A 22,999-nucleotide genomic window follows, 5' to 3' on the forward strand; every position below is an offset into this window, starting at 1 on the left:
GACCCCGTTAAAAGTTGGGAGCTATTTTAGCATCCCGTTGACAGGTGGTACCGGCCTACTTCATCCCATCTGTGGTGGAAAACATCGCTTGTATAGTAACCCTGGCTTACCCCAAGTTCCTGGATTTTACCCTGCGATGCGGCCTTCAAGTGGCCGCGCTGCGTACCCTGCGGTTAAGCTTCCATCAATTAAATGCTGGATTCCGGGTCATCGCTGTCGCTCTGCCCGGAATGACAGCGGACAAGTATGGGGATTCCTTATCCCATTTATCCCCTTCATCCCTTAAGCTTTAATCTCCAAATTTGTTATAAATCCTGAGAGTTGTACACGCCTCAATGAAATCAAAGTCCGCATCCTTGTGAAGCAGCATCAACCCGTTTTCAATACAGACCGCGGCGATAATACAGTCCACCGTTTTCCTGACTGTTTTTCCTTTTTTCCTGCAATCCCGGTAGAGTTGAGCTGCCATGATATATGTTTCGATACCTCGCGGCACGTATATCGGAAACTCGAGAAGATAATCTTTGGCGCTCTTAAAATCCCTGTCGTTCTTTATCCCCTGAAGAATTTCCGTGAGGATGATATCTGTAATGGAGATATCCGCATCTTCTTTTATGAGGTTGTGTAATATCCGGCGATGAGGTGAATTAGCGCCCTTGAGGAAATCCACCCACACACTGGTGTCCACAAGTATCATGACCTGCTTTTTCTCATTTCACTAAGGCTACCCGTCCATTCTACCTTGCCTTCGAGCTCGAGAATTTTTTTCCTCTTCAAACCACTTACGAGTTCCTGGAGGGCGTAATTTACAAGCTCCTTTTTGGTCTTTTTGTCGGTAAGCTGCATGGCCTCATCGACCAGCTTTTCGTCAAGTTCGATATTTGTCCTTAACATACGTCCTATCCCCCTTTCCACTTAACTTATTGGATTTTGATAGGGTCACAAAAAGTCCGTTATCGGCTTTTTGCTCTTCGATACAAACCACAAATCTATACACCAAATATATTAAATTTATGTGTATTACGCAAGTAGAGGTTTGAGCCCTTCTCAGACTTTCTCAGATTTGCTCCGTGGTGAAACCATCGCATTTATAGCAACCGTGCTTTCCCCAGGTTCAAAAGCCTTCCTCTGCGGCCCTCTGCGTTAAAGCTTTCATCGCCTCAGGTTTCAATAAGCTGTACCTTTTTCAGATCCATCTCGCCCAACCCCATCTTGTAGGCAGCCGTAACGAAGGAAAGATCACCGGGGGTAATGCCGAAAAGAGTCGCCCCGTAGGCATCTATGGCTACCGGGTCCCTGCCTGCCGCGACCCGGTTGAGGACCTTGACATCTTCGAGTCGGCCTCCGGTAGGCCCGTTCCTCACCATGATCCTGGTAGCGTCCAGAACGGTCAGCCCCGGATCAAGGGCTGAGGTCAGATCTGCCAGCTTCTGCCCTATTCCCGAGTGGAAAGACCCCCGGTTCCCCCCCATGAGCCCCATGAGGTTTTTCATGCCCAGGGTGAGGCGGCTGATACTGTGATGCTTTGCTACAGGAATGTTAATGATGATATCCGCCTTCAGGGCCTCCTCGTACAGGGGCCACTTCTTTATAACGATTCCCCAGGGAATATCAGTCGTGAGGAAACGGTTATCACGGACAAATTCCAGGCTGATGCGCCCATCGGAAAGGCCCTTCACCATGTCCTGGATCCCGCTGGTACGATAGGTGCGCCTGGCGTCATTGCATGGCCGGTCCAGGATGACGACTTTAGCCGCTCCCGCCTCGAGACACATCTCACCTATAGCTCGCACGACCTCCGGGTGTGTGTTGGCTCCTTGCTCCACCCGCCTGTCCCATCCAATATTGGGCTTAAGCAGGACACTGTCACCCCTGCTCACGAAGGCGGACATCCCGCCCAACCCCTCGATGCATGAAACCGTAGTTGCATAGGGGTCACCACCTTCGGACAAGGAGATTGTTGAGACAGGACCCGGGAAATTTACGGCAGCACGGCCAACGGATGTCGGGATCACGGACCCTGGAGCAGCAAGGAGGATCAGGGAACCCTTTATGAACTGCCGTCTGGTGAGACACCCCTTCCCCCGGTTCATATGAGTTTTACCTCTTTCAGGTAGTTGCGCGCCACCTTCGCCCGTTTTTCGGAGCGGGATTTACCCACGAGACTGTCCAGACGTCCATCGTCCAGTACCACTCTGGTCCCGATCTTTTCCAGAAGCCGGGGCAGGGCCGGGAACTTCTTGAGGGTTTCCTTGTGAACGACGGTAGAGGCCGGCCCCAGTGATCTGCCATTGCCATCCAGCCCGGAGTACCCCATGGGCTTTAGCCAGATGAGGTTCAGCTCTTCCTCGAACCGCCGCTTGACAGCTTTAAACCTGTCGGCGGCTTCTGCTGAGGACACCTCTACCTCAAGGCGGTCTACGGCACTTTCCACGTAATCCACGTAAAGATCCACTTTGCCTTTCTTTACCGCCTCAAGCAGTTTTATCTGGTCGGGGAAAAACTTCACTTCCACCGTAGTCCCGGTGCGATCGTGGATCAGGATGGAGAGGATCCGGGTCACCATTGCAGGCCTGTCTGCCTCCACAGACCCGAGGACCAGTTTTCGGCCAACACAGGCTTGGGCCGAAAAGGAGGGTAATGCCACAGCAATTACTACCACAAGTAATAAAATGACCCGTATCTGTTTATTAATATTCTGCATAACGTATCCTCATTTTCGTAGTTCCAGCTTTCAAATTTCAAGATGCTTCTGTTGTTGTCATCGCGAGGCAATATACTGTGCCAAAGCGATCTCAGGATGAGATTGCCGCGTCACGGAGTTTGAACCATATTCGGTCTATCAGTAAGAAACGGTTCGAACAATACACGTCCCAGTCCCGGTTCGAACTTTCCATCGAAGAAGAACTCCCTGATCTGTTCCGGGTCAGCCCCCCCCCACCAGTTTCCCTTCATGGGGATGTCGTCCCTTTGCTCCATGCCCATCTTGACGGCGTAATCGCTGTTGCCGGCAATGCTGTTGTTTCCAAAGGTTGTAAGACCTTCGCACTTGATTACGGCGAAAACACCGATTCGGTTACGTGTGATGTCATTATTTCGGATGACAGCGCCCGCTCCCCGCTCCTCGAACCGTATGCCGTTGACGTTTTTCGTCAGCAAACTGTTTTCCAGGGTAACCGGTGCTGTGGAAAACCGGAACCCGTCCACGTTGTGCCGCGACACAAGTCCGGAGAAAGAGCCGCGGGTGTAGTGAACCTGGATCCCGCTGTAGGCGTACTCCACAACAGCGTTGCTGACGCTGGCGCTGTCAGCGTGATTGATCATGATATATTTCCAATCAGCTGGCCCAGGCTCGGCCGCAGCCGAGGTAAAAATAACAGGAACTTTTTCGGTACCAGTTACCTCCAGGCTGCCCTCGACCCGGAGCTCGCTGTCACCGATCCCGTCACCGTCATCGTCCCGCACAGAGAAAACCACCCTGGTGCCAGGAGCGATGTTAAGGATTCCCCCTTTGGCTACGATGACGATCCCGTCCACCTTGACTTCTTTTCTCCAGGTTTCCTTCTGCCTGATAACCTGCTGGATAGGTGTCTCCTCACCGGCAATTCCCCGGCCAGGAATGACCCCCGCTGCAATGACCAACAGCATCAGACCGTAGACAAGGTTATGCTTCACGGGACCAGGACCCTGTATACAGTTATTCCGATCTCTTCGAGAAGCCGGTTGGATTCGACATTCAGGCTGTGATCGGGGGTGCCTTCATAATAACCGAACATTTCACCAGGTGCCGGGTTGTCACCGTATCCATGACGGGCACCGACGTAATACTTGCCAGCCTCCGGCAGAAATAATTGGTACCTTCCCTGTTCATCCGTGATCGTGGACAGGGCAGCCGGTTTGTGGTGACCCATTTCCGGTTCCAGATAGGCGAATACATGTACGCCCTGGACCGGACGGCCCTCCCTGTCCATAACGACCCCTTCAAAACCCGGGCGGGCCCCCGCCATCCTGGTCCCATGGATATCCCTATCCAGGCGCTTTACCACCATGGGAAGGACGATCTCCAACTCCTTGCCATCCTCAACCCTGATGGGGTTGAACCGGTACCAGGATATGAGATCGCCCTTCATCATGGGCCCGACACCTTTGCCTGAATCACGTTTTCGGGCTATCAGGAAATAACGTCCTTCCGGGACCATATCCATCCTGAAGATCCCGTCGGCGCCGGTGGGAGGTGTCCGCATGAACCCCATACCCCTGAACCCGTCGCTTTCATCAAAATAAAGGGACACCGTGACATCCTCAAGGGGCTTGCCGTCCCTGAGAACTTTACCCAGGATCGTCCCCTCCATGCTCTGTTCACCAGTGGAATGAACCACCGGGTCGGACCATGGGGCAAGATCAAAACCGATCCATGGTCTTTCGCCTGGGGCCACGGAAACCGGGTTCTGTCCACACCACGTCCACATATCCCCTGCCGATGCAGCAAGGTAGTAGGTCCCGGGTTTAAGATCCAGGCTGTACTTCCCATCGGGACCCGACGGAGGCGATACAGCCGCCGGTTCACCAGAAAAGTCGATGGTCTGGTACGCTGACACCAGGCCCCCGGCAACTTGCTCTTCTCCTCGCACAAGGCGCCCATCGACTCCAGGGCGGATTTCAACAGTACCTGCCGCGGCCCACCCGGGAGCGGGTCCGGTAAAAACAAGAACCGCCATGAGGAGAGCCGCAACCCCTCTGCAGGCGCCGGCGTTATAGAACGGGCAACAGTTCATCATCCGTCCCTTTCCAGCCTTTGAGGCCGGCAGCTTCAGGTTCCGTTTCAAGGGCGGGGAGATAGAGGACCTTGTCAAGGCGGTAACTTTCCTCACCGAAACCTTCGTAGGTCACCTCGGGCAGATCGTGACCATCGTACAGGGTGGAGATGTCGGCATCCGCACCCTTTTCCATCATCTCCCGGAGGGTTTTTTTATCCCACCAGTTCCCGGTGGCGTCCACCGCCTCGGGAAACTCCATGGGCCCCTGGCCGAGCCTGGGGTTGCGGCTATTCTGCCGGGCCGCTGTTTCCAGTACAAAGTTCTTGGATCCAGCCCTGGATTCCCAGTTGGATGACTGGAACTTGCCCAGTTTCAGATGCGCACCGTTATCGGAAAAAAGGTTACCCCTGATGAGGGGATAGGAAGAAAAGTCGCAGAATATCCCGATCACGGAATCAGCGACTACATTGCCTTTGATCTGGGAGAGGTTCTTCTTGTTAAGGTGCACGGCCTCCTCCATCTTCCGGATCATATTATCCGCAATAGTGGGAGAGGAAAACTGGTTGGCATAGATGCCGTACTTGCCGGCCGTCATGTAGTTGTTCCTTATCACAGGGGATGTGTAGGACAGCGCCAGAACCGCAGCATCGGCATTGTTTACGAACCGGTTCCGCTCTACGATCGTGTCGGGTCCGTTCTGGTAGAGCCTGATCCCCGCCTTGTTGCCCTCGAAGATGTTCCCTTCGATCTTCCCGGGATACCTCTGCAGGACCTGGATCCCAAGACCGTTTCCAACAAAACGGTTCCCTTTCACCGTGGGCGTACCCCCCGAAGCGATACCAAGACCCACATTGTTGTCCTTGAAAATACATCCGGAGATCTCGCCAGTGGACCTCATCTCCGCTGCCAGACCCACCTTGTTATTGGTGAAACGAACCCCTTTTATCTCAGCCACAGCCTCTCTGACGAGGTGAATAGCTGTTTCGGAACCGGATATCGTGGTCTCCGATACTTCCAGACGGGCGGCCAGAATACTTATCCCCTTTTGGGCTCTCAGGATACGCCCATTTGTGATCTCACCCCGGGCGCCGGAAAGCATGGTGATCCCTTTCCAGACAGCCCCATCAGGTGATGACATCTCCACCGGCTTATCTTTACTCCCATCGACCCGAAGGGTGCCCTGAACGGTGAGGGAGGTATCCGGAGCGGCCCGGAGTCGGGCCCCCGCCTTGAGGACGAGAACGCCCTCTTTGGCCACGGTGACACTTTTTTCCATGAGATGCTGCCCAGTGAGAATCAGTTCACCGGTGATCACTTCTGGAACAATTTCCTGGCCCAATGCCGAAAGAGCTGTCACCGGCAGCAGCAACACCACGAGAAAAAAGAACGCTCCTTTGATCCCTGACAGGGTCATGGCAGGATCTCCTTTTTAACTACGATGACGATCTTTTCCATGCCCCGCTCAGGGGGCAGGTGCAGATCATCCGTGCGGCCGGTAAACTCACCTTCAGCCGCCGGCCCCCCGAACCGTTCCTTGGCCACGAGAGTGAAATCACCGCTTACGGGCACAAGGAGAGAATACTGACCAGTTGAATTGCTGGGCTTTGAAAAATATAAAGGACGGCCCGTGACTTCCCCGGACCTGTAGGCAAAGACTCTCAGCCCGGGCACGGGGTTCCCGTCAGCATCCACCACAGTTCCCTGAATCGTTGGCGTGGGCGCCTCTCCCTCTTCCAACTGGCTCACACGGGTCACCGTCTCAAGCCGGATGCGGACCTTTTCACCATCGCTCACCATCACCGGGTTTCCCGGGTAGTAGTTAAAATAATCCCCGATCTCCATGGGGCCGTACATCCCTCCCCGGTTCCTCTTCCTTGCTATGACAAAGTATTTCCCGGGCTTTACCGACACCCGGAAGCGACCGCCCTTGCCCACAGGGATGGTGGCCATTCCGGGGCCTCTGAAACCCTCCAGAGCCTCATCGTAAAGAGTGAGGTAAAGCTTTTCCAGAGGTTCGTCACGGTAGGAAACAATCCCCTCAATGGAGGTTTTCGAGTCCGGGATACGTTCTTCAACCGCGGTTTTAACCAGGTTGAACCCTACAGGGGTCCAGCTGCCCGCAATGACAATGACGGGACTGCCGCTGTAGTAGCAGTAATAGTCACCTGTATCAGGTCGGGCATCCGGACGAAGGTTCCCAGATGCAGAACTCCTCGCTACCAGTGTGTACTGCCCAGGGGGAAGGGAAAGCCGGTAGGTGCCATCGGTGGCAACGGGATCTGAAACCGCCACAGGGTTCGCGAGATACTCACTATCCCCGTCGGAATAGGCGCTGACGATGACCCCCGGAACCAGTTCACCTCTGTAGGCAACGCGGCCGTATATGCCGGAATCTGAACCGGCCAGGGTTGACGGAGGGCTGGCAAGTATAAGGCATAGGAACCCAACCCAGAAGCCGGGAGCCGGGAGCCCGGAGCCAGTAACTTTCTTTATCTCAGATCTCATATCTCATATCTCAAATAAGCACTCGCTAGTCATCGCGAATCACGCCGCTGGCGTGATGAAGCGATCCCGGTTCTGAGATTGCCGCGTCACCCTCGCTCACGCCAACGGCGTGACTCCTCGCAATGACAAAAGCTCATTCAACTTCCAACATCAAACATCAAATTTAAAACGATCTTTCTTCGCGGACTTCGCGATCAGGCAGAATTTGCTCTTCTCCTGCGTTCTGCGTTATGCATTCTCCGTTCTGGATTAAGTTCTTGCCAGACCCTAGACCCCAGACTCTAGACACTGGTTTCCAGGATGCTGTTGCCCTATGCATTATGGAAACCATTACCATACTTCCCTCACTACTATATCGCAGGTGGCCGAGGTCGTGCCCTCCTTAAGGGTCACGGGCCGTGGACCTTTTTCGTCCCATGCTCCCATAAACTCACCGGGTTCCACCGGTCCCCCGAACCTGGTGCGCGCGCCGATATAATACTCCCCCGGCTGTGAGATGGAGACGTTGTATCTCCCGTCCTCCCCGGTGGGAGCTGAAATTGATACCGGCTTTCCAACCATCCTGCGGTCATCGTAAAGAAAAACATAGGCACCTGCCATGGGAGAGCGGTCCTCGCCCACCACCAGTCCCGTAACTAAAAAATCTCCCTGCACATTGGCCCACTGCTTTTCCTCCCACATGCGCGGGTCTACTGAGCGAAGCTGGATCTGCCCCATTTCCACAGGTGCGTTCCCCACCTGAATGGGGTTGGACCGATAATCCCCCACCAGATCCCCGATGCTCACCGTACCCATACCGTCACTGCCCATACCGTTACCGCCAATACCATCACCAGATGCCTCGAAGCGAACCGTTACCGTGTAGGCCCCCGGCGCGAGACCGGCTGTAAATCGACCATTTTCTCCAGCCCTCGCACGGCCCAGATACCCTGGTCCCCGCCTGGTGCCATCGGGGTAGAAATAGACGTAGGCGCCGGCCAGGGGCCCCTCGGGTCCGTGAACAGATCCAGACACCGGGATATCACCGGCCATACCCGCCCCTACACCCATATCTCTGAGCTGGATAGGGGAAACTTGAAGCACATCCCGGCCCACTTCAAGAGGACTTTTCCCGGTGGAACCAAACAGCATCCCCCCCGACCCGGGACCTTCCGGCCGTTTCCTGGCGGTCACCCGGTAGGAACCCGGCGGGAGGGAAAGGTTGAACCGGCCGTCCGAACCGGTGTTCGTGGATCCGACAGCATCGGAATTGGGCTTACGTGTGTCGAAAAGCTCCACATATACGCCGGGTACGATCTCACCGCGATACTCAACCGCTCCTTCCACACCGCCCCCTGCCCCGAAGGTCAGACCGGGAAAAAAGAGGGTCAAAAACATAAAAAACAGCAAAGGACGTATAGTCATTTTGAATAAGGCGGGAGGTCGCCCTCCCGCCTCCCTCAGCACGGGTGTACGCTGCTGCTGCCCACCAGTGTGGGCCTGATGTAACGCATTTTCTTCACAGGTCGACCTCCTTTCGTGCAGCCTCCCCCTCCCGGCCCAGAGACCGGATAAGAGGAAAGGTAAGGGCATAACACAGGACGCCCAGGACCAACGCCCTGGAGTAGCCAAAGTTCATGGCCATGACAATGGATCCGAGGGAACCTGCCACCGAAGCGGCCCCGTTCACAGCCCATGCCCACGGAACGAATGATCTACCGTTCCGGGAAAGGTAGGACAGGCCTACGGGAAGGAATATCCCCATCACGAATCCGGGGGGCACCATTATCAGAACCGAGATCAGCACCCTCAAACCGGTTGAAAGGTTTAAGGATGGCGACAGGGCGCCCGACAACATCCATATACCTGGAATGAGCAAGAACAGTGCCACCTGTAATCGGGTCAGCATGGTCTCTACGTGGGTACCCTTTTTCCCCGCCCAGAAGCTGCCTGCGGCCGAAGATAGCAGAAGAGCGGCCAGAACAACCGTGAGGGAATAGGTGGGGTTTCCAAGAAAAAGCGCCAGCCGGTGCATCATGACAAGTTCCACGATAATGTAGCCCAGCCCTATGCCGGCAAAGTAGATGGAGGCCCTCCACACAGGCAGTTCATGTTGTTTACGGGCCCCTTTTCCTTGTAAAAAAGGGAGCAGCAGGAGGGCCAGAAGAGGCAGCGCCAGGAGCAGCGCCATGGTCCGAAGCACGACAATGTGCCTCTCACCTCTTTCCGTTGGCTTGAAAAAGACGTTGAAAAACCTTGACTTGGGGACGTTGTTGTAGAAAAACGGCCTGTCGTCGGTAGGGGGCGAAAGATCGAAGCGCCCGGCGGTGATATCAATACCCCTTACCACATCACCGAAACGTCCCTCAGTCACCATGCCGGGCAGGTACTCGATGGTAAATCCGCGTTCCAAGGTCAATCGATGAAGCTCTTTAATATCGAAGGAAGTGAAACCGCGGCGACTCACAAGGACCGTGGCCAGCCCACGTTCCCTGATCACAGCGATGGATTCTTCCGGGTTAACTGCGCCCTGGTCTATCAACAGGTCCCTGGCAAGGGACACCAGGCGAAGGGCCCGGAGACCGAAAACCGACCGTGTAAGTGACAAAATCCCGTCATCTGTAAGGTGATCCCAGTACTCTTTAAAAGCCTCACTGGTATAGAGGAAGTTGGCGCTCAGGCTGAAAGCGCCCGCAGAGGGGCTGATCTCCCCGAAAACAGAAGAGGCCTGGATGACATCAAATCGCTTTCCAAGCCGCGCCAACTCGGATCGTCCCTCTCCAATGATAACCTTCACCCCTGGCAAAGAGTAAGGCCCTCCGGAATATTGACGGAAGGTCTCATCAGCGGCCTGAACGATTAGGGGGTTAAGTTCAATGGCCGTGACCTGACTGGCTCGGGTGCCGAGGATCGCGAGAATGTCTCTACCGCCGCCAGGACCAATAATGAGGGTGTCGGCCCCGGGCCTGAGGTGCGGGCCAAGAGAAATAATGTGCCACGGAGCCCATTCAGGAGATGGATCCCCATCACGGTTTTCAATAATGGGTGTGTATCCGGCATCGTCCACCAGCATTCCCATGTTGCCCGGCTGGGCCCCCGTGTACCGGCGGCTGATCCCCCAGGACTGTTCAGCCTCCCAGCGGCTGAGAGGATAGACGACCACCCTGGAAAGGGCGTTCCAGGCTGAATAACGGATGTCAGGTTCGTACTGGCCCCTGGCATACTGAAGCCGGACCAGCCGGTCACCGGGACCGTTGTATAGAGCCAGGGCGGCCGTCACCAGGACCAGGGCCACCGCTATGTACCTCCCGGTTTTTTTTGACAGGATGGCCACCGCACCAAAGGCCCCCACACCTGCAATGAGCAATAGTGAAGGTGCCCCCAGCACCTGCAGTCCGGGTACGAAGATCACACAACCCGCAGCTGCCCCCGCAAGGTCCGCCGCGTAAATGGCTCCTATCCGGCGGTCGCCAAGCCGCAGAAAAAGTCCTGCCAGGACGATCCCGGCAGCGGTGAAAGGCACTGTGATGACCGTGTACAGTACAACCATGGAAAGAACGGCCGCCATATCGGGACCCGGAGGCACCTGGCGAAATGGCTGAAAATAAGGCTGATGGAAAAAACTCAGGAGCGGAAACAGGATGTCCGGTTTAAGACGTGCAATTCCCAGAATGAGGAAGGGCACCGCCGCCGAAACGCCGAACAGGGTCGTCCACGGGATCAGGCCGGACGGAAAATCCCGCTCCGGCACCAGAGAGGGCCTCAGGTGTACCAGTACACCCCCCAGCGCGAACCCCAGGAGAGCCGCGGCGATGGACAGGGAGGCGAAATGGTACCACATGAGCACCGAGAACAACCTCGTGAGGGTCAGTTCATACAAAAGGACACCGAAGCTCAGGAGGAAAATGGCGGCGCCGAGGCGGCGATGAGGGTTCACTCGGGGATCTCCCACCGTATTTTCGACAAGGTCAGGCTAAAGGCACGCACAACACCATCCCTGGCACCATAAACAACAAGAGCGTCATTTTCTCTGCCAAAAAAAGCTATGCCGTGAACTGCTCCCCGAGATTCAAGAGTTCCCAGGAACCTTCCGGTACCGGTAAAGATACCGACTCCGTTGCTCTCAGTACCGGCCAGCATCAGACCATAGGCCGGTCCACTGACGACGTGGACAGCGGAACCCATATCCAGGCTCCACATCAGAGCGCCGCTCCCTGTGAAGGAGGAAACAGTCCCGCTCCCGTCTCCCACCATTATCTGATCATGATGATGCCGCAGCACAACTGGAGCGCCATAGGTCCCCGACCCGGAGAGCTTTCGACGCCATGAGATCAGCCCCTCTTTCAGGCGGTAAAGAACCCCGTCCCAGGTCACCGCAACCAAACCATCCTCGCCGATAAAGGCGGGTGCAGCCCTGACAGGACTACCCAGGTCAAGATGCTTGAGAACTTCTCCTTCGCGGCTCACCTTGAATAGGGAACCTGCGTCTGTACCGACCCACAGGAAATCCTGGGCCAGGGCTGCCGCCCCCCTGACAGGACCGTCCAGGGGAACGCTCCACGTCCATTCCATTTTTGCTGTATCCAGCCCCCTGAAGTCGCCGTTCCATAGCCCCATATAGATCTGGCCCGTCCAGCTTCCCACAGGAGATGCCTGCCTGTGATCATCCACCATGGAAGGGGCCCATTCAACGGTAGTCAGGATCTCGCCTGAATCCATATCAACCGCCCGTACTGCTCTATCCCATGATGGAAAATATAAAACACCATCAATGAATTCAGGTGTAGCATCGGTTACATCGGGTATGGAAACACGGGCAACTTCAGCCCCGGTTTCCGTTTCCAGAACCAGCAACCCCTCCTCCCAGCTGAGCACAGCGATCTTCTCATGATCGGGTTCCTTAAAAACAGGTGCCGCATCAATGAAGGATCCGACACGTTTCCTCCATATCTCCTTTGCACTGTGTTGCCAAACCATGGGACCCGGTGTCCATTGGGACCAGGGAAAGCCTTCAATGGCCTTCCCAGGATCGATCTCACCCTGAAACCCTTCGACCTGGAGAGAAACGCCATCCTCCCTCCGGTTCCCCATCGTTGCCGGCGGTTCTCCTTCGTAGAAGTCGCCGAACCTGATATCCGATCTCTCATTTCCCTCAAACAGGTTAAACCCGATATTCGAGCCTCCTGCATTTTCGAAAAGGAAAATCCCGTGACCATTATTTTCAATCCGGTTATCCGCGATGTTTATCCTGGAGTCTCTCAGGTTTATCCCCTTACCTTCATTCCCCCGGATCAGGTTAAAAATAAACTCAAAGCTGCTGTTGCCGAAGCGTGTCCCGTCTATATTGTCCCGAAAAACCGAATTCATGACATATCCTGAGCTGAAATGAACATGCAGGCCGTATCGGGAATGCTCCAGGATGCAGTATTCCAGGACACTGCCCTCGCTGTGATCCATTCTCAGCTCAAGCCAGTCTCCCGGTTCCGGCTGTGACGCTGCGCTGGAAAAGTATATGGGCGCGTCCGGATCACCCCGGGCAATAAGCACCCCTTCGATGATCAGTCGTGAATCGTTGACGCCGTCCCCATCGGGATCAAAGGGCTCGAAGAGGAAACGGGTACCGGGCTTGACCGTCAAGGTGGCTTTGGGAAAGACTTTTACCTCACCCTTCACCCGGATGGTACCGGAGACAGTTGTGTCCTGATGGATCTCGGGGGGAATGGTGTTAATAGACATGCCCTGCTGCTTCACCTGAAGGCTGGAACAGGCAAAAAGCAGAAGGAATAGGGCCACAAAGCAGGAGCCAGTACCCGGGAGCCGGTACTCAGTAATATTCTTTAAGATCTCAAATCTCATATCTCAGGTAAGCACTCCCTTGTCATCGCGAACCATAGCTTGCGTGAAGCGATCTCAGGTCTCATATGCTCTCTTGCTTACTTCGCTCGAATTTCAGGTTTCAGTCTTTTGTCATTCCGGGCCAAGTGAAACAAGGACCCGGAATCCATTTCAAACTCTAAACGTCCAACCTCAAACTTCAAACCACAAACTGGATTCCGGATAATCACGCTGTAGGCATGATTTCCGGAATGACACAGTGTTACTCACCTGCTCACCACCTCCATACTCCCGTACTGATCTTTTTCAACATTCCCCTGCCCTGAGCTTGTCGAAGGGTGCGTTCTGCATTCTGCTCCTACCAAACCTCTTTCACAACTATATCCACCCCCTCCACCCTGTCCCCCCATTGAAGAGTCAGGGAGTGGTCCCCGGTACCGTCGTAAAAACCCATGAGTTCCCCCGTCTCCGGAGGTCTGCCGATCACAGATCTGGCAGCGGCATAAAATTTTCCGCTCCTGGAAACTTCAAGCCGGTAGGTACCGTCCTCCCCGGCAGGTGATGAGATAAACGCGGGCCTGCCCAACATCTCGGGGATACTGTACAGAACGACCCGAACACCGATGGCGGACTCCCCCGTTACGGTCCTTACCTTACCCTGAACGATGATCGATTCGCCGTGGGCAAGAGACCCTTCACCACGGGGCCGGTTCACCATGAGCATAGGTATATCCAGGACAAGCCCTTCTCCGGTGCGAAGAATAATCGGACTGTAAGAATAAAAACCGGCCAGATCACCTTTCAGCAAAGGTCCCTGGTAGGAGTCCCTTCCGGCCTTCGATCTCGCCAGAATAAAGTATCTTCCGGGCGGCACGGTGAGAATAAACTTACCGCTGTCATCGGATGGATCACTCTCTGCATAGGGTAATCCATGGAATTCATCGCGGGCGTCCAGAAAAGCGGCCACAACGGCTCCCGGAACCGGTTTCCCCTCCAGAAGAACCCTACCCCGTATCCCTTCCCCGGGGACAACTGCTGGTGGATCAGTGGATTCCACAAAGGGGAGGACCACAGGATCCTTCAAGTCCCCATGAACCCGAACAGGGTTATTGGTATAGAAGGCGAAAAGTTTTTTACCGGAAAAGGGATCGGAGCTCCATCCCATCAGGAAGTATGGACCTGGGGGCAGATCGATGTCAAAAGCGCCGTCCTGCCTGATTGCAGTCTTGTATACAACTCCTCCGGGTTCGGCTCTCATGAGGATCACCTCGCCAGATGGCAGGCTCTTTCCTTGATATCGAGTTATTCCGGTGAGCGTAAAAGTGTTTGAAGTCACTTCGGGCGTCGTGGTGCAGGAAAAGACCACAAATAGCAATGGTAATAGTAATAGGGCTCTCGAATTATTCATGTATTTGAGGCAATCTAAAATCCAATAAGTGGAGTAATGTTCGTCCCTCCGGGCCAACCAATAGTCACCTTCCTTTCTCTTCCTCCCCCTATTGAGGGGGGAGGATTGAGGTGGGGGTGAAAGAAAAGGACCCGGAGTCCAGTGACGTTTTTCATGGATTCCAAATAATCACGCCACTGGGGCTGATTTCCGGAATGACAACACAAAGCAAAGGCTGCCACAGTAAACAGCGACAGCCTTGCAAGAACCATGTCTAAATCCAAAAACCTGCGGTTATTAGGGCAGGTTTTTGGAAACAAAATAAGCATTTAAACTCTATCAGTTTAATAAACCAGAGGACCAGCCTAACTTCCTTCTACGATGGTGACGGTCTGGCCGTTGCTGTAGGTCCCGGAAGCCTTGAGCCCGCTGGGGAACACCACATCCACCTGGTAATCGCCGGCCGCGGGTAGTCCGAAGTGAAGTTCCAGGGGAGCCTGGGAACAGAAACCGGTCATGGTCCTGACCTCCTGTACACCGACGAGCTTCCCGGCGCTGGACACGCTCACTCTGGCGCCCACCGCATCGGCGTTGCTCACGGTCCCTTTGAGTTTGATCTTCAGGAAGCGACTGTCGTTCTGATCGTTGCGGTACAGGCGGTTGCTCACGCCCCAGTTGACCACGTAAAGATCAAGATCTCCATCGTTGTCGATATCGGCGAAGGCAGTCCCTTTGGTCCTTACAGTCTCGTTCTTGAGTTCCGGGTTCTGGTCGGCCACGTCTGTGAAAACCCCTGAACCGTCGTTAAGGTAGAGTTTATTGGCGAGTTTACAATCCCCTTCGTACAGATCCAGGTCACCGTCGTGATCCACGTCACCGAAAGACGGGCCCTTGCCCCAACCCTCATCGGCGAGGCCGGAAACCTCAGAAGCATCGGTAAAGACACCGGAGCCGTCGTTGAGAAACAGTTTATTGGAGCCGACATAGTTGGAGACGAAGAGATCGAAGTCACCGTCCCTGTCCACATCAGCGAAAGCGGCTCCCAGCCCCCAGTTCCCGTCGTCCACTCCTGATTCCCTGGAAACATTCCGGAAAGAACCGTCCCCCTTGTTCATATACAGATGATTGGGTTCACCGGCAGGATAACGTCCGTTGACCACATAAAGATCCTGGAAACCATCACCGTTAACGTCTGAGAAAACGGCACTCCAGCTCCAGCTGCGATCCCCCACTCCCGAGGTATCAGTGACGTCCTCGAAGGTCCCATCCCCATTATTCCGGTAAAGGGTATTTTTGGCCCCAACGCCGTAGTTAGCCAGGTAAAGATCCAGGAATCCATCGTTATCCACATCCGCAAAAGCGGCGGAGTAGGTAAACTCCTTGGAACCGACACCCGCTTTTCGGGTCACATCCACAAAGCGCCCGTTCTCATTGAGCAGAAGCCTGTTGGCCTCGATCTCGTAACGGCCTCCCTTGACGATGTAAAGGTCCTGGTCCCCGTCGTTGTCAATGTCCCCGAAACACGAACCCATGGACATGCCGCTGTCATCGAGCCTGTCACCCGCCTCCCGGGTAGCGGGCACGAAGGTACCGGTGCCATCGTTAAGGAAAAGGCCGTTCTCGCCCCCCTTGTTGGAAACGTACAGGTCCAGATCGCCATCCCCGTCAACGTCTGCAAAGGCAACACCCTTGCCGTGTCCCCTGTCACCAACCCCGGCCACATCGGTGATATCGGTAAACTGGAGAGCATAGGCAGCAGCTGGAAGAACCAGGAAGGCAAAAGCGATCGCCGCGTTACAGAATATAGATCTTCCCCTCAGCTTCATGAAATTCCTCCTTATTGTGCTCACATTATTTCGGTCTGCTTAGTAAAAAATAGTACCATAAACAGGCTGTTTCAAAAAGATATGATATCTCCGGTGATCACTTTTCAAAATTCCATAAGGCTCAACTGCGGTTCAGGTCACCAGCCTGAAAATCAGCCCTGTAGCAACTGCACCGGTAAGGCACAACCCCAGGTACAGATAGAACAGTCTGCGTTCGAACACTTTCCAGAGCACCAGGAGCGCCGGAATGCTGGTCACCGGCCCGGCTACCAGAAATGTAGCGGCCGCCCCCGGATCCATCCCCAGATCCAGCAACCCCCTTGTGATGGGTACTATCGGTATCTGGTGAGCGGGCAGCGGCGCTCCCAGGATCGCTGCCCACAGGAGCGAGGTCACACCCGAACCACCCGCGATGGATTTTATGGCATCCACCGGTACCGCAAGCTCCAGAACAACCTGCAGGGCAACCGCCAGAAGAAGGAACTTGCCGACGAACCACGATGTATCCCGGGCCCGCTCCAGAAAAAACAGTACCTTGCTGTCCCTCTGCTTCACAACCATGGTGGGAACCGTGATGTCGTTGGCACACGCTATATCGTAGGCGGAGGCCAGGGACCCGTCTTCCTCGAAAACAGGCTTGATCCTGACAATATCCTTTGAAAAATTACTACGTTTTTCAAGGATATATGTTACGCCACCCACCAGGAAACCCATGCCCACGGCACTGACGATCTTGGTCCACGCCAGAGCGGGCCCCAGGCCTGCCCAGGTGATCGTCAACGCATCGGGACTCATGAGGGGAGATGTGGCGAGAAGGGCCAGCAGTGGGGGGAGAGGAACACCTGACAGGGCCAGGGGAATGACGATGGGCAGGACGCCGCAGGCACACAGGGGGCTGAAAACCCCCAGGAAAACAGCCAGGGGAATGGTAGCGGCCCCTGAATCCCTCATGTAGGCCCGAAGCTTAAGATCCCATTTGAATGTCTTGATAGTGGCGGCAAGGCCTACCCCAAGGATAAAGGCTGGAAGGAGCTGATAAAGCTCCCTTCCGTACATCCCGATCGCTTCAAGGATCAACCTGTTCAAGATCAGTTCCCGGGAAACCCGCTGATGGTGCCCATATCCACTACGGCCTCTGTCTCAAGGATCTCCTCATCGGGCGCCGATGTGAACATTTCCATCAGGGCAGACCTGCTCTCGGGTGTTTTTTCTTTCCGTATCTGCTCCAGAAGCTGCGGCCTCGGTAAGACCATGACACCCTCCCGGGCCCCTTCCACAGTAAGGATGAAAGAAAAGTTCCGGCCCCTCAGCAGGACCAGGTTCTGGTTCCCCCAGGTGCATCCGGTAAAGATCTGGATGCCGTCGATGGCGCATCCGTATCCCCTGTAATAACCGTAGAGGTGGAGGGCATCACCCGGGATTGCGACCAGCTGCCGGGCCGTTTTCGCTGTCCTGGCGCCCAGGAGGACCATGGGGCACAGGTGCCCGTGGACCTGTTCGATAAGAGCCAGGTCGGTCTCAGAAAGCGTAGTGGTGAGGGCAGTCGTCACGGTAGATCTCCCAGTATTTCTCATACATATCGGGCGAGATCCAGGGCTCCACCTGCCCGGCCGCCACAACGAAATCATCCATTTCAACCTTGTCCGAATCCCGTTGTACAGCGTTCAAAACGGCTCTTTTACATAGGTTTTCTATGTCCCAACCAACGAAACCTTCCGTGATCTCAGCCAGTCGGGTAATGTCCACCTCCCCGCCAAGGGTCGGGATCCTCTCTATGTAGATCTTCAGCATCGCCTCCCTGTCTTTTCCGGTGGTGGGGGCTACGAATATCTTTCGATTAAAGCGGCTTTTCTCTTTGATAATGGCCTGATCAACCGCATCCACCCGGTAGGCTGAACCAACCAGCATAATATCATCCCGGTCATGGATACCATCGATCTCCCGTATGAACACCTCCGTGAGCGCCTTGTCCGCAAAAGTGGGTGGTTTACCCCTGAAATTACCCGGGCCCCACTCATAATCCGCACCGGCCCTTGGCGCCAGCCACTCCGTATCGGAAATGTAAAGGACGCAGGGAGCCTCGTGTTTGGCGTCATGGAAGGCCTGCTGAAGCTCGTCGGGCTTGCCGAGCATCTCCTGCCCTGAGACATATACATAGGAAACTCCTGCCTCCGTGGCGGCAGCTTCGGCCAGCATGGTGATACCTACACCCAACGGCCCCCAAATGAGTACACCAGACGGGAGGGTAAGGTGGTGTTTGGCCAGCTGTTCCTTTTTCTTCAAGGGAAGGCTCACCATCTCTTTGACATGCTGCTTGGGTCCCTCCAGGCCTCCGATATCGTCCCAGGTCATGGTGGGATCCTTGACTTCATAGTAGATGCGGTTGAGTTTACGATGCAAAGTGTACGCTCCTTAGCGATTGTAGAAGGATGAATAGTTAAGGAGGAAGAAGGAATATCACATTAGTTTCTTATATTCCAGAGACCCATGCAGGGTCGGGCCTGATTTGGGAAATTACAGTAAAAGGATCACTTTCGATTTTCTTTCACCCTTCATCCTTCGTCCTTCATCCTTCATCCTTCCTCATTCCTCATTCCCACGTATTATACATTTCCCGTGCCAAATTCAGGCTTTTCTGTCGTAAATGAATCTATCCACACAATCCGGCAATTCCAACTCGTCAATCTTCACATCGACCCGCTCGAGGATGGCCCTTCCTCTCAGGAGGAGAGGCCCCTTGAGCGCAGGACTGGTCATCACGATATCCTTATGGGCAGTACAGGTGCGTCCGCAGTCCTTTATGGGGTTCCAAACTCCTTTATCCTCTTTATAGAGCCAGGAACATGCCCCTGACACCGCAATCAGGCGCGTGTCCCGGTGAAAGGAAAACAGGAACCCGTCCATATCCGGCAGCGGCAGCCAGTGCCTGGGGGGATCCAGTTCAATACGATCGACCCCTTTGACCTTGAGAAAGGCAAGAAACGGACTATCGTACAGAGGTCCCCAGGCAAAATACCGTCTTGTGGGAAGATCGGATTCATCCCGGGAGTCGAAGACTCCAGGTCCCCTTCGAAACCTCATCAGCAATCGGCCTGCAGTGATCCCAACCCCCTCCATGCCCCCCGCCTCATCGCCAAGCTCATTAAGGACTCCCCAGTCGTTGACCACCACCTCGCCCCATCCATGGGAAACCGCAGTGGTAACGGCATTCAGCACATCGGCAACCTCGTCCGGCCCCGCGACGGGGGTCACCAGGCTTAAGGCGGCAGGATCCATTTGTCGGGACAGGTGCCGAACTTTCCCGGCAGAGGGAACCAGCTGCGGGCAAAACTCAGACCCGATCCTGATACCATCGAACCCTTCCGGCAGCGAATCCCTTTCCCGGCCCTCAAGGTAGCTTGACCTGATCCCAGTCATCAACATCCTGGTCCCTGCCCACATGGGTCAACGTCAGGGTAGTAGCAGTTATGCTCGCAGCAACGGCGGCCGTACAGCCTTTGGTAACTCTCCCTGCATGCTCTGAACCAGGCCTCATTGGGGTGGGCAGGCACCTCTTTCAGAAGTCGGCCTAGCTGTCCCACAAGCTGAAGTTTGCGCTGCAAGGGAGCCCCTCTACCAACAACCTTGAAGGTGGAAACACCAGCGGCCTTCAGTGCCGGGAGGGCGCACAAACCGCAGCCGTCCCGCCTGTCGCTTTTCCTGATCCCGGAAAAGTGGCCCGAGATGTTTAGCGGCGGGCGATCCCCGGCTTCATCAGCCAGGTCCCATTCCCATTCGCAAGGCCATCGCCTGTCCGGGCTGTCGTGGAGGAAGGTGCAGATCCCTTCGATATTAGGGCACTTGCCCACAAGGATAAAAGCCTCGTACTCCACCGAAGGCATGGCCCCTGTCAGGGCAGAGATCTGTTCAAGGTTCAGAAACCTGGGGAGGATGACTCTGGTGATCCCCTGGTCGACATAAAAACGCACGGAGTGGGCATTGGCGGCGATCCCCATGGTACTCAGATGCAGAGGGAGTTCGATCCCCTCATCTCCGAGACGGACAATAAGTCCCGGATCAGCTACGATGAGAGCCCCTATACCGGCATGGGCTGCCCAGCGGGCCAACTCAACAACGAGGGGCATCTGCTCATCCATGTAAAACGGTGCGTTCAGGGTCAGGGCGAAGGCCCCGCCGTGCTCCCTGGTTTTAAGAACTGCATCCTCCAGTTGGGCCATGTCGGGGAACTGGGCACTTTCAAAGGTTCTCTGGTTGAGTAGGACCGTTGAGGGGAACCGATCTGCCCATTCGATGGGAAGAACGCCACCGTACAGCCAGTGCGCGCCCGCCTCCATGAGGGGTGTTACCTCCTCGATGGCGTTCACGGGTGCGAGAATTTCTGGCTGCGTGTTGTCAGCACGACTGATCTCAGATCTCATATCTCAAATCTCATATACTCGCTTCGCTCGAGTTCCATGTTCCAGGTTCCACGTTCCGACTTTCAGCCTATCGTCATTCCGGGCCGAGTGAAATGATGACCCGGAATCCAGCCTTATGCTGTGGATTCCGGATAATCACGACCTGTCGTGATTTCCGGAATGACACCGCGCTATTTTTGCACCTCGACACTTCGATACCTAGATACATAGATACATAGATACTTGATTTCTCCCATACTCCCACGCTCCCCTGAACCCCCGCGTCACCGCGTCCCCGTGTCCCCGCGTCCGCCTTTCTTCTTGTTCCAGAATTTTTCCTTCCTCTTGTTCCAGAAGGTCGGATCTGATTTTGCTGTAAGCACATCACCCACGATGATGATGGCCAGGGACGGGTCACCGGAAACAAGTCCGAAAATATCATCCTCCCCCACCACCTCGGCCATGGTGGAAACGGTACACCGGTAAACCTTTTCACCTTCCATCCCCACACGGGACAGGATGGCCGCAGGAGTCTCGGGTGCAAACCCTCCGGACAGCTCCTCAGCCAACTGCTCCAGCGGGCGGTTGTTCATGTAGAGAACCATTGTTCCGGCGGCCCTGGCAAGCCGGCCTAGATCCATGGCATCACCCGCTTTATCGATATGCTTGGGGCTGGTGAGAACAACGGAGTGACTGACACCCGGCATGTCCAGGGTCTGTTTGATGAGAGCAGCAGCAGCGTTTAAAGTCCCCACCCCGGCGATGACTTTCGATCTCTCGGCAAAATGCTCGACGATGGGCAGGAAGGGTGAAAAAACCGTAATGTCCCCCGGCACGAGAAAGCCCACCGGAGCGGATCGGGACGCCTCGTCAATCTCCTGGATAAGCTCCTCAAACACCCTTTCGAGGGGGTCTGACACAGTCATGCCTGAAAGCAGCCTGGCAAAGGTTTCCGGATAGGGGTCGACAGCATAAACGAGAGAACATCTGGCCAGGGCTTCACTCCCCTCCAGGGTGAGGTATTTCGCGTCACCCGGGCCTGCGCCGATGAAGTAGATGGGGTGGGGTTTTTTGTTATTTAGTGTCATATTTTAAATACCAAACAGCTAAAAGCCTTAACGCAGAGGGCCGCATGAAGCGCCATTTTACAGGCGCTGTCGCCGAGGGCCGCGGTTAAACCGATATCAACATTGCGTCCATTTCTACTGGGTAACTGTCTTCCTATATGGTCAGAAACATGGTTACTATCGCAGCCATGTTTTAACCTGGATTTAGCTTTTCTCTGTGTCCTCAATAACTCTGTGGTGAAAACCATCGTTTCAATAGTAACCATGCCTTTAACCAGGACTAAGGGTTTAAACAGCGGCCCTTTGCGGTGCAGCCTGAAATGGCTGCTCTGCGGTCCTCAGCATTAAAGCTCTGATCGCTTTTACAGGATCCGCGCTTTCAGTTTAAGGTTTTGCCCTTTCACCAAGTCGCTCAGTCGCCAAATCTAAAATCTCCCCGCCTCTCGGGTCTTTCCCCCCCTCCAACTCTATCCCCGTGTCTCCGCGTCCCCATGTCTCCGCGTCTACGTGTCACCGTGTCCCCGCCTGCCCTGAGCAAACGTCAGTGCGTCGATGGGTGTCACCGTGTCCCCTCGTCTCCATAGGGCGTTACCACGATCCTCACTCCTTCAGTAACCGACCCCTCCATGATCTCCCGGGGCTGATCCTTTCCTCCCCAGAACCCCATACTGTCTTCCGGCCGCGGTTTTCCTCTCAGACCTGTCCTGGCCCCTATGGTATAGAAGCCGCCCCCTGGAAGGCTGATCTCGAACTGCCCATCCAGGCCTGTAGCCGGTGAAAGAAAATCCGGGGGATCCGATCGAAAGGCTCCCCTGTAGGCAAAAACGTGGGTGCCATCCATTACCTTCCCAGCCGGATCGGTCACGATCCCCTTTATCCGGGTGTGGGTGTTCAGTATCCGCTTTGGATCCCCATCCGAACCCTGTCGAAAAACAGTCAACTTTAAATCCACTCCGGTTCGATCCCCCGGCCCGGCCAGTAGCGGTTTTGACATCTGCCCGGACATGTCACCGTTTCGCAGGGGTCCGCTGATGGATCCGGATATCCGCCTGCGGGCAACGAGAGTATAAATGCCTTCGGGAAGTACGAGAATATATGCGCCATCTGCTCCTGTGGGCTCGCTCATACCTTCCGCCGGCCCAAGGGTATTGGACTTACCCTGACGATAAGCGTAAACGTGGGCACTTTCAACAGGATGCCCGTCCTCATCTGACAGCTTTCCCCTGATCCTTATCCCGGACCAGTC

Annotated in this window: 20 protein-coding genes; all 20 read right to left on the reverse strand. The window is 55.1% G+C overall.

What is annotated here, in order from left to right; genetic code table 11:
• Positions 1–289 precede the first annotated feature (289 nt).
• The 20 genes from P1S59_08270 to P1S59_08365 all read right to left on the reverse strand — a co-directional run bounded on the left by P1S59_08270 (position 290) and on the right by P1S59_08365 (position 22,879).
• Entirely contained in the window at positions 290–697 is a 408-nt protein-coding gene (locus P1S59_08270) for a PIN domain nuclease (protein ID MDF1526246.1), read from the reverse strand.
• Positions 694–894: a type II toxin-antitoxin system VapB family antitoxin gene (locus P1S59_08275; GenBank protein MDF1526247.1), complete on the reverse strand. Its 201-nt coding sequence runs from the start codon at positions 892–894 to the stop codon at positions 694–696. Before P1S59_08275 ends, P1S59_08270 begins: the two co-directional genes overlap by 4 nt.
• A 266-nt stretch (positions 895–1,160) precedes the next feature.
• Entirely contained in the window at positions 1,161–2,093 is a 933-nt protein-coding gene (locus P1S59_08280) for a DUF362 domain-containing protein (GenBank protein ID MDF1526248.1), read from the reverse strand.
• Positions 2,090–2,704, reverse strand: a complete 615-nt coding sequence (locus P1S59_08285; GenBank protein ID MDF1526249.1) for a glycine betaine ABC transporter substrate-binding protein — start codon at positions 2,702–2,704, stop codon at positions 2,090–2,092. The genes P1S59_08280 and P1S59_08285 overlap by 4 nt, the downstream gene beginning before the upstream one ends.
• A gap of 110 nt (positions 2,705–2,814) precedes the next feature.
• Positions 2,815–3,675, reverse strand: a complete 861-nt coding sequence (locus tag P1S59_08290) for a right-handed parallel beta-helix repeat-containing protein (GenBank protein MDF1526250.1) — start codon at positions 3,673–3,675, stop codon at positions 2,815–2,817.
• A complete protein-coding gene (locus tag P1S59_08295) occupies positions 3,672–4,778 on the reverse strand; it encodes a hypothetical protein (protein ID MDF1526251.1) in 1,107 nt (368 codons plus the stop codon). The genes P1S59_08290 and P1S59_08295 overlap by 4 nt, the downstream gene beginning before the upstream one ends.
• Complete coding sequence (locus P1S59_08300) at positions 4,753–6,171, reverse strand: right-handed parallel beta-helix repeat-containing protein (protein MDF1526252.1); 1,419 nt, start codon at positions 6,169–6,171, stop codon at positions 4,753–4,755. The genes P1S59_08295 and P1S59_08300 overlap by 26 nt, the downstream gene beginning before the upstream one ends.
• Positions 6,168–7,262 (reverse strand): carboxypeptidase-like regulatory domain-containing protein, encoded by a 1,095-nt coding sequence (locus P1S59_08305; GenBank protein ID MDF1526253.1) that lies wholly within the window; start codon positions 7,260–7,262, stop codon positions 6,168–6,170. Before P1S59_08305 ends, P1S59_08300 begins: the two co-directional genes overlap by 4 nt.
• Positions 7,263–7,592: 330 nt before the next feature.
• Positions 7,593–8,639, reverse strand: a complete 1,047-nt coding sequence (locus P1S59_08310; GenBank protein MDF1526254.1) for a carboxypeptidase-like regulatory domain-containing protein — start codon at positions 8,637–8,639, stop codon at positions 7,593–7,595.
• 121 nt (positions 8,640–8,760) lie between these two features.
• Entirely contained in the window at positions 8,761–11,178 is a 2,418-nt protein-coding gene (locus P1S59_08315) for a hypothetical protein (protein ID MDF1526255.1), read from the reverse strand.
• Positions 11,175–13,097 (reverse strand): NosD domain-containing protein, encoded by a 1,923-nt coding sequence (locus P1S59_08320; GenBank protein ID MDF1526256.1) that lies wholly within the window; start codon positions 13,095–13,097, stop codon positions 11,175–11,177. The genes P1S59_08315 and P1S59_08320 overlap by 4 nt, the downstream gene beginning before the upstream one ends.
• 337 nt (positions 13,098–13,434) lie before the next feature.
• The gene (locus P1S59_08325; GenBank protein MDF1526257.1) at positions 13,435–14,334 is read right to left on the reverse strand and encodes a hypothetical protein; all 900 of its coding nucleotides are present in this window, start codon (positions 14,332–14,334) and stop codon (positions 13,435–13,437) included.
• A 494-nt stretch (positions 14,335–14,828) separates the two neighbouring features.
• Entirely contained in the window at positions 14,829–16,289 is a 1,461-nt protein-coding gene (locus tag P1S59_08330; protein ID MDF1526258.1) for a CRTAC1 family protein, read from the reverse strand.
• Positions 16,290–16,421: 132 nt separating this feature from the next.
• Positions 16,422–17,375, reverse strand: coding sequence for a permease (locus P1S59_08335; GenBank protein ID MDF1526259.1), 954 nt, complete (start codon positions 17,373–17,375; stop codon positions 16,422–16,424).
• 2 nt (positions 17,376–17,377) lie between these two features.
• Positions 17,378–17,839 (reverse strand): formylmethanofuran dehydrogenase subunit E family protein, encoded by a 462-nt coding sequence (locus tag P1S59_08340; protein ID MDF1526260.1) that lies wholly within the window; start codon positions 17,837–17,839, stop codon positions 17,378–17,380.
• Positions 17,808–18,689 (reverse strand): AAA family ATPase, encoded by an 882-nt coding sequence (locus P1S59_08345; protein MDF1526261.1) that lies wholly within the window; start codon positions 18,687–18,689, stop codon positions 17,808–17,810. Before P1S59_08345 ends, P1S59_08340 begins: the two co-directional genes overlap by 32 nt.
• A 225-nt stretch (positions 18,690–18,914) precedes the next feature.
• The gene (locus P1S59_08350) at positions 18,915–19,706 is read right to left on the reverse strand and encodes a hypothetical protein (GenBank protein ID MDF1526262.1); all 792 of its coding nucleotides are present in this window, start codon (positions 19,704–19,706) and stop codon (positions 18,915–18,917) included.
• Positions 19,706–20,707, reverse strand: coding sequence for a U32 family peptidase (locus tag P1S59_08355; protein MDF1526263.1), 1,002 nt, complete (start codon positions 20,705–20,707; stop codon positions 19,706–19,708). Before P1S59_08355 ends, P1S59_08350 begins: the two co-directional genes overlap by 1 nt.
• 263 nt (positions 20,708–20,970) lie before the next feature.
• Positions 20,971–21,774 (reverse strand): SAM-dependent methyltransferase, encoded by an 804-nt coding sequence (locus P1S59_08360; protein MDF1526264.1) that lies wholly within the window; start codon positions 21,772–21,774, stop codon positions 20,971–20,973.
• Positions 21,775–22,312: 538 nt separating this feature from the next.
• The gene (locus P1S59_08365; GenBank protein ID MDF1526265.1) at positions 22,313–22,879 is read right to left on the reverse strand and encodes a hypothetical protein; all 567 of its coding nucleotides are present in this window, start codon (positions 22,877–22,879) and stop codon (positions 22,313–22,315) included.
• Positions 22,880–22,999 lie beyond the last annotated feature (120 nt).

The organism is bacterium (genome assembly GCA_029210965.1).
GTDB lineage: Bacteria > BMS3Abin14 > BMS3Abin14 > BMS3Abin14 > BMS3Abin14 > JALHUC01.

What these genes read in the sequence shown, in the direction of transcription:
- P1S59_08275 (MDF1526247.1), bottom strand. Translation starts at nt 894, where the DNA reads ATGTTAAGGACAAATATCGAACTTGACGAAAAGCTGGTCGATGAGGCC.
- P1S59_08300 (MDF1526252.1), bottom strand. Translation starts at nt 6,171, where the DNA reads ATGACCCTGTCAGGGATCAAAGGAGCGTTCTTTTTTCTCGTGGTGTTG.
- P1S59_08350 (MDF1526262.1), bottom strand. Translation starts at nt 19,706, where the DNA reads ATGACTGGGATCAGGTCAAGCTACCTTGAGGGCCGGGAAAGGGATTCG.
- P1S59_08270 (MDF1526246.1), bottom strand. Translation starts at nt 697, where the DNA reads ATGATACTTGTGGACACCAGTGTGTGGGTGGATTTCCTCAAGGGCGCT.
- P1S59_08360 (MDF1526264.1), bottom strand. Translation starts at nt 21,774, where the DNA reads ATGACACTAAATAACAAAAAACCCCACCCCATCTACTTCATCGGCGCA.
- P1S59_08365 (MDF1526265.1), bottom strand. Translation starts at nt 22,879, where the DNA reads ATGAGCGAGCCCACAGGAGCAGATGGCGCATATATTCTCGTACTTCCC.
- P1S59_08330 (MDF1526258.1), bottom strand. Translation starts at nt 16,289, where the DNA reads ATGAAGCTGAGGGGAAGATCTATATTCTGTAACGCGGCGATCGCTTTT.
- P1S59_08295 (MDF1526251.1), bottom strand. Translation starts at nt 4,778, where the DNA reads ATGATGAACTGTTGCCCGTTCTATAACGCCGGCGCCTGCAGAGGGGTT.
- P1S59_08320 (MDF1526256.1), bottom strand. Translation starts at nt 13,097, where the DNA reads ATGAGATTTGAGATCTTAAAGAATATTACTGAGTACCGGCTCCCGGGT.
- P1S59_08355 (MDF1526263.1), bottom strand. Translation starts at nt 20,707, where the DNA reads ATGAGATCTGAGATCAGTCGTGCTGACAACACGCAGCCAGAAATTCTC.
- P1S59_08285 (MDF1526249.1), bottom strand. Translation starts at nt 2,704, where the DNA reads ATGCAGAATATTAATAAACAGATACGGGTCATTTTATTACTTGTGGTA.
- P1S59_08325 (MDF1526257.1), bottom strand. Translation starts at nt 14,334, where the DNA reads ATGAGAGCCGAACCCGGAGGAGTTGTATACAAGACTGCAATCAGGCAG.
- P1S59_08280 (MDF1526248.1), bottom strand. Translation starts at nt 2,093, where the DNA reads ATGAACCGGGGGAAGGGGTGTCTCACCAGACGGCAGTTCATAAAGGGT.
- P1S59_08305 (MDF1526253.1), bottom strand. Translation starts at nt 7,262, where the DNA reads ATGAGATCTGAGATAAAGAAAGTTACTGGCTCCGGGCTCCCGGCTCCC.
- P1S59_08310 (MDF1526254.1), bottom strand. Translation starts at nt 8,639, where the DNA reads ATGTTTTTGACCCTCTTTTTTCCCGGTCTGACCTTCGGGGCAGGGGGC.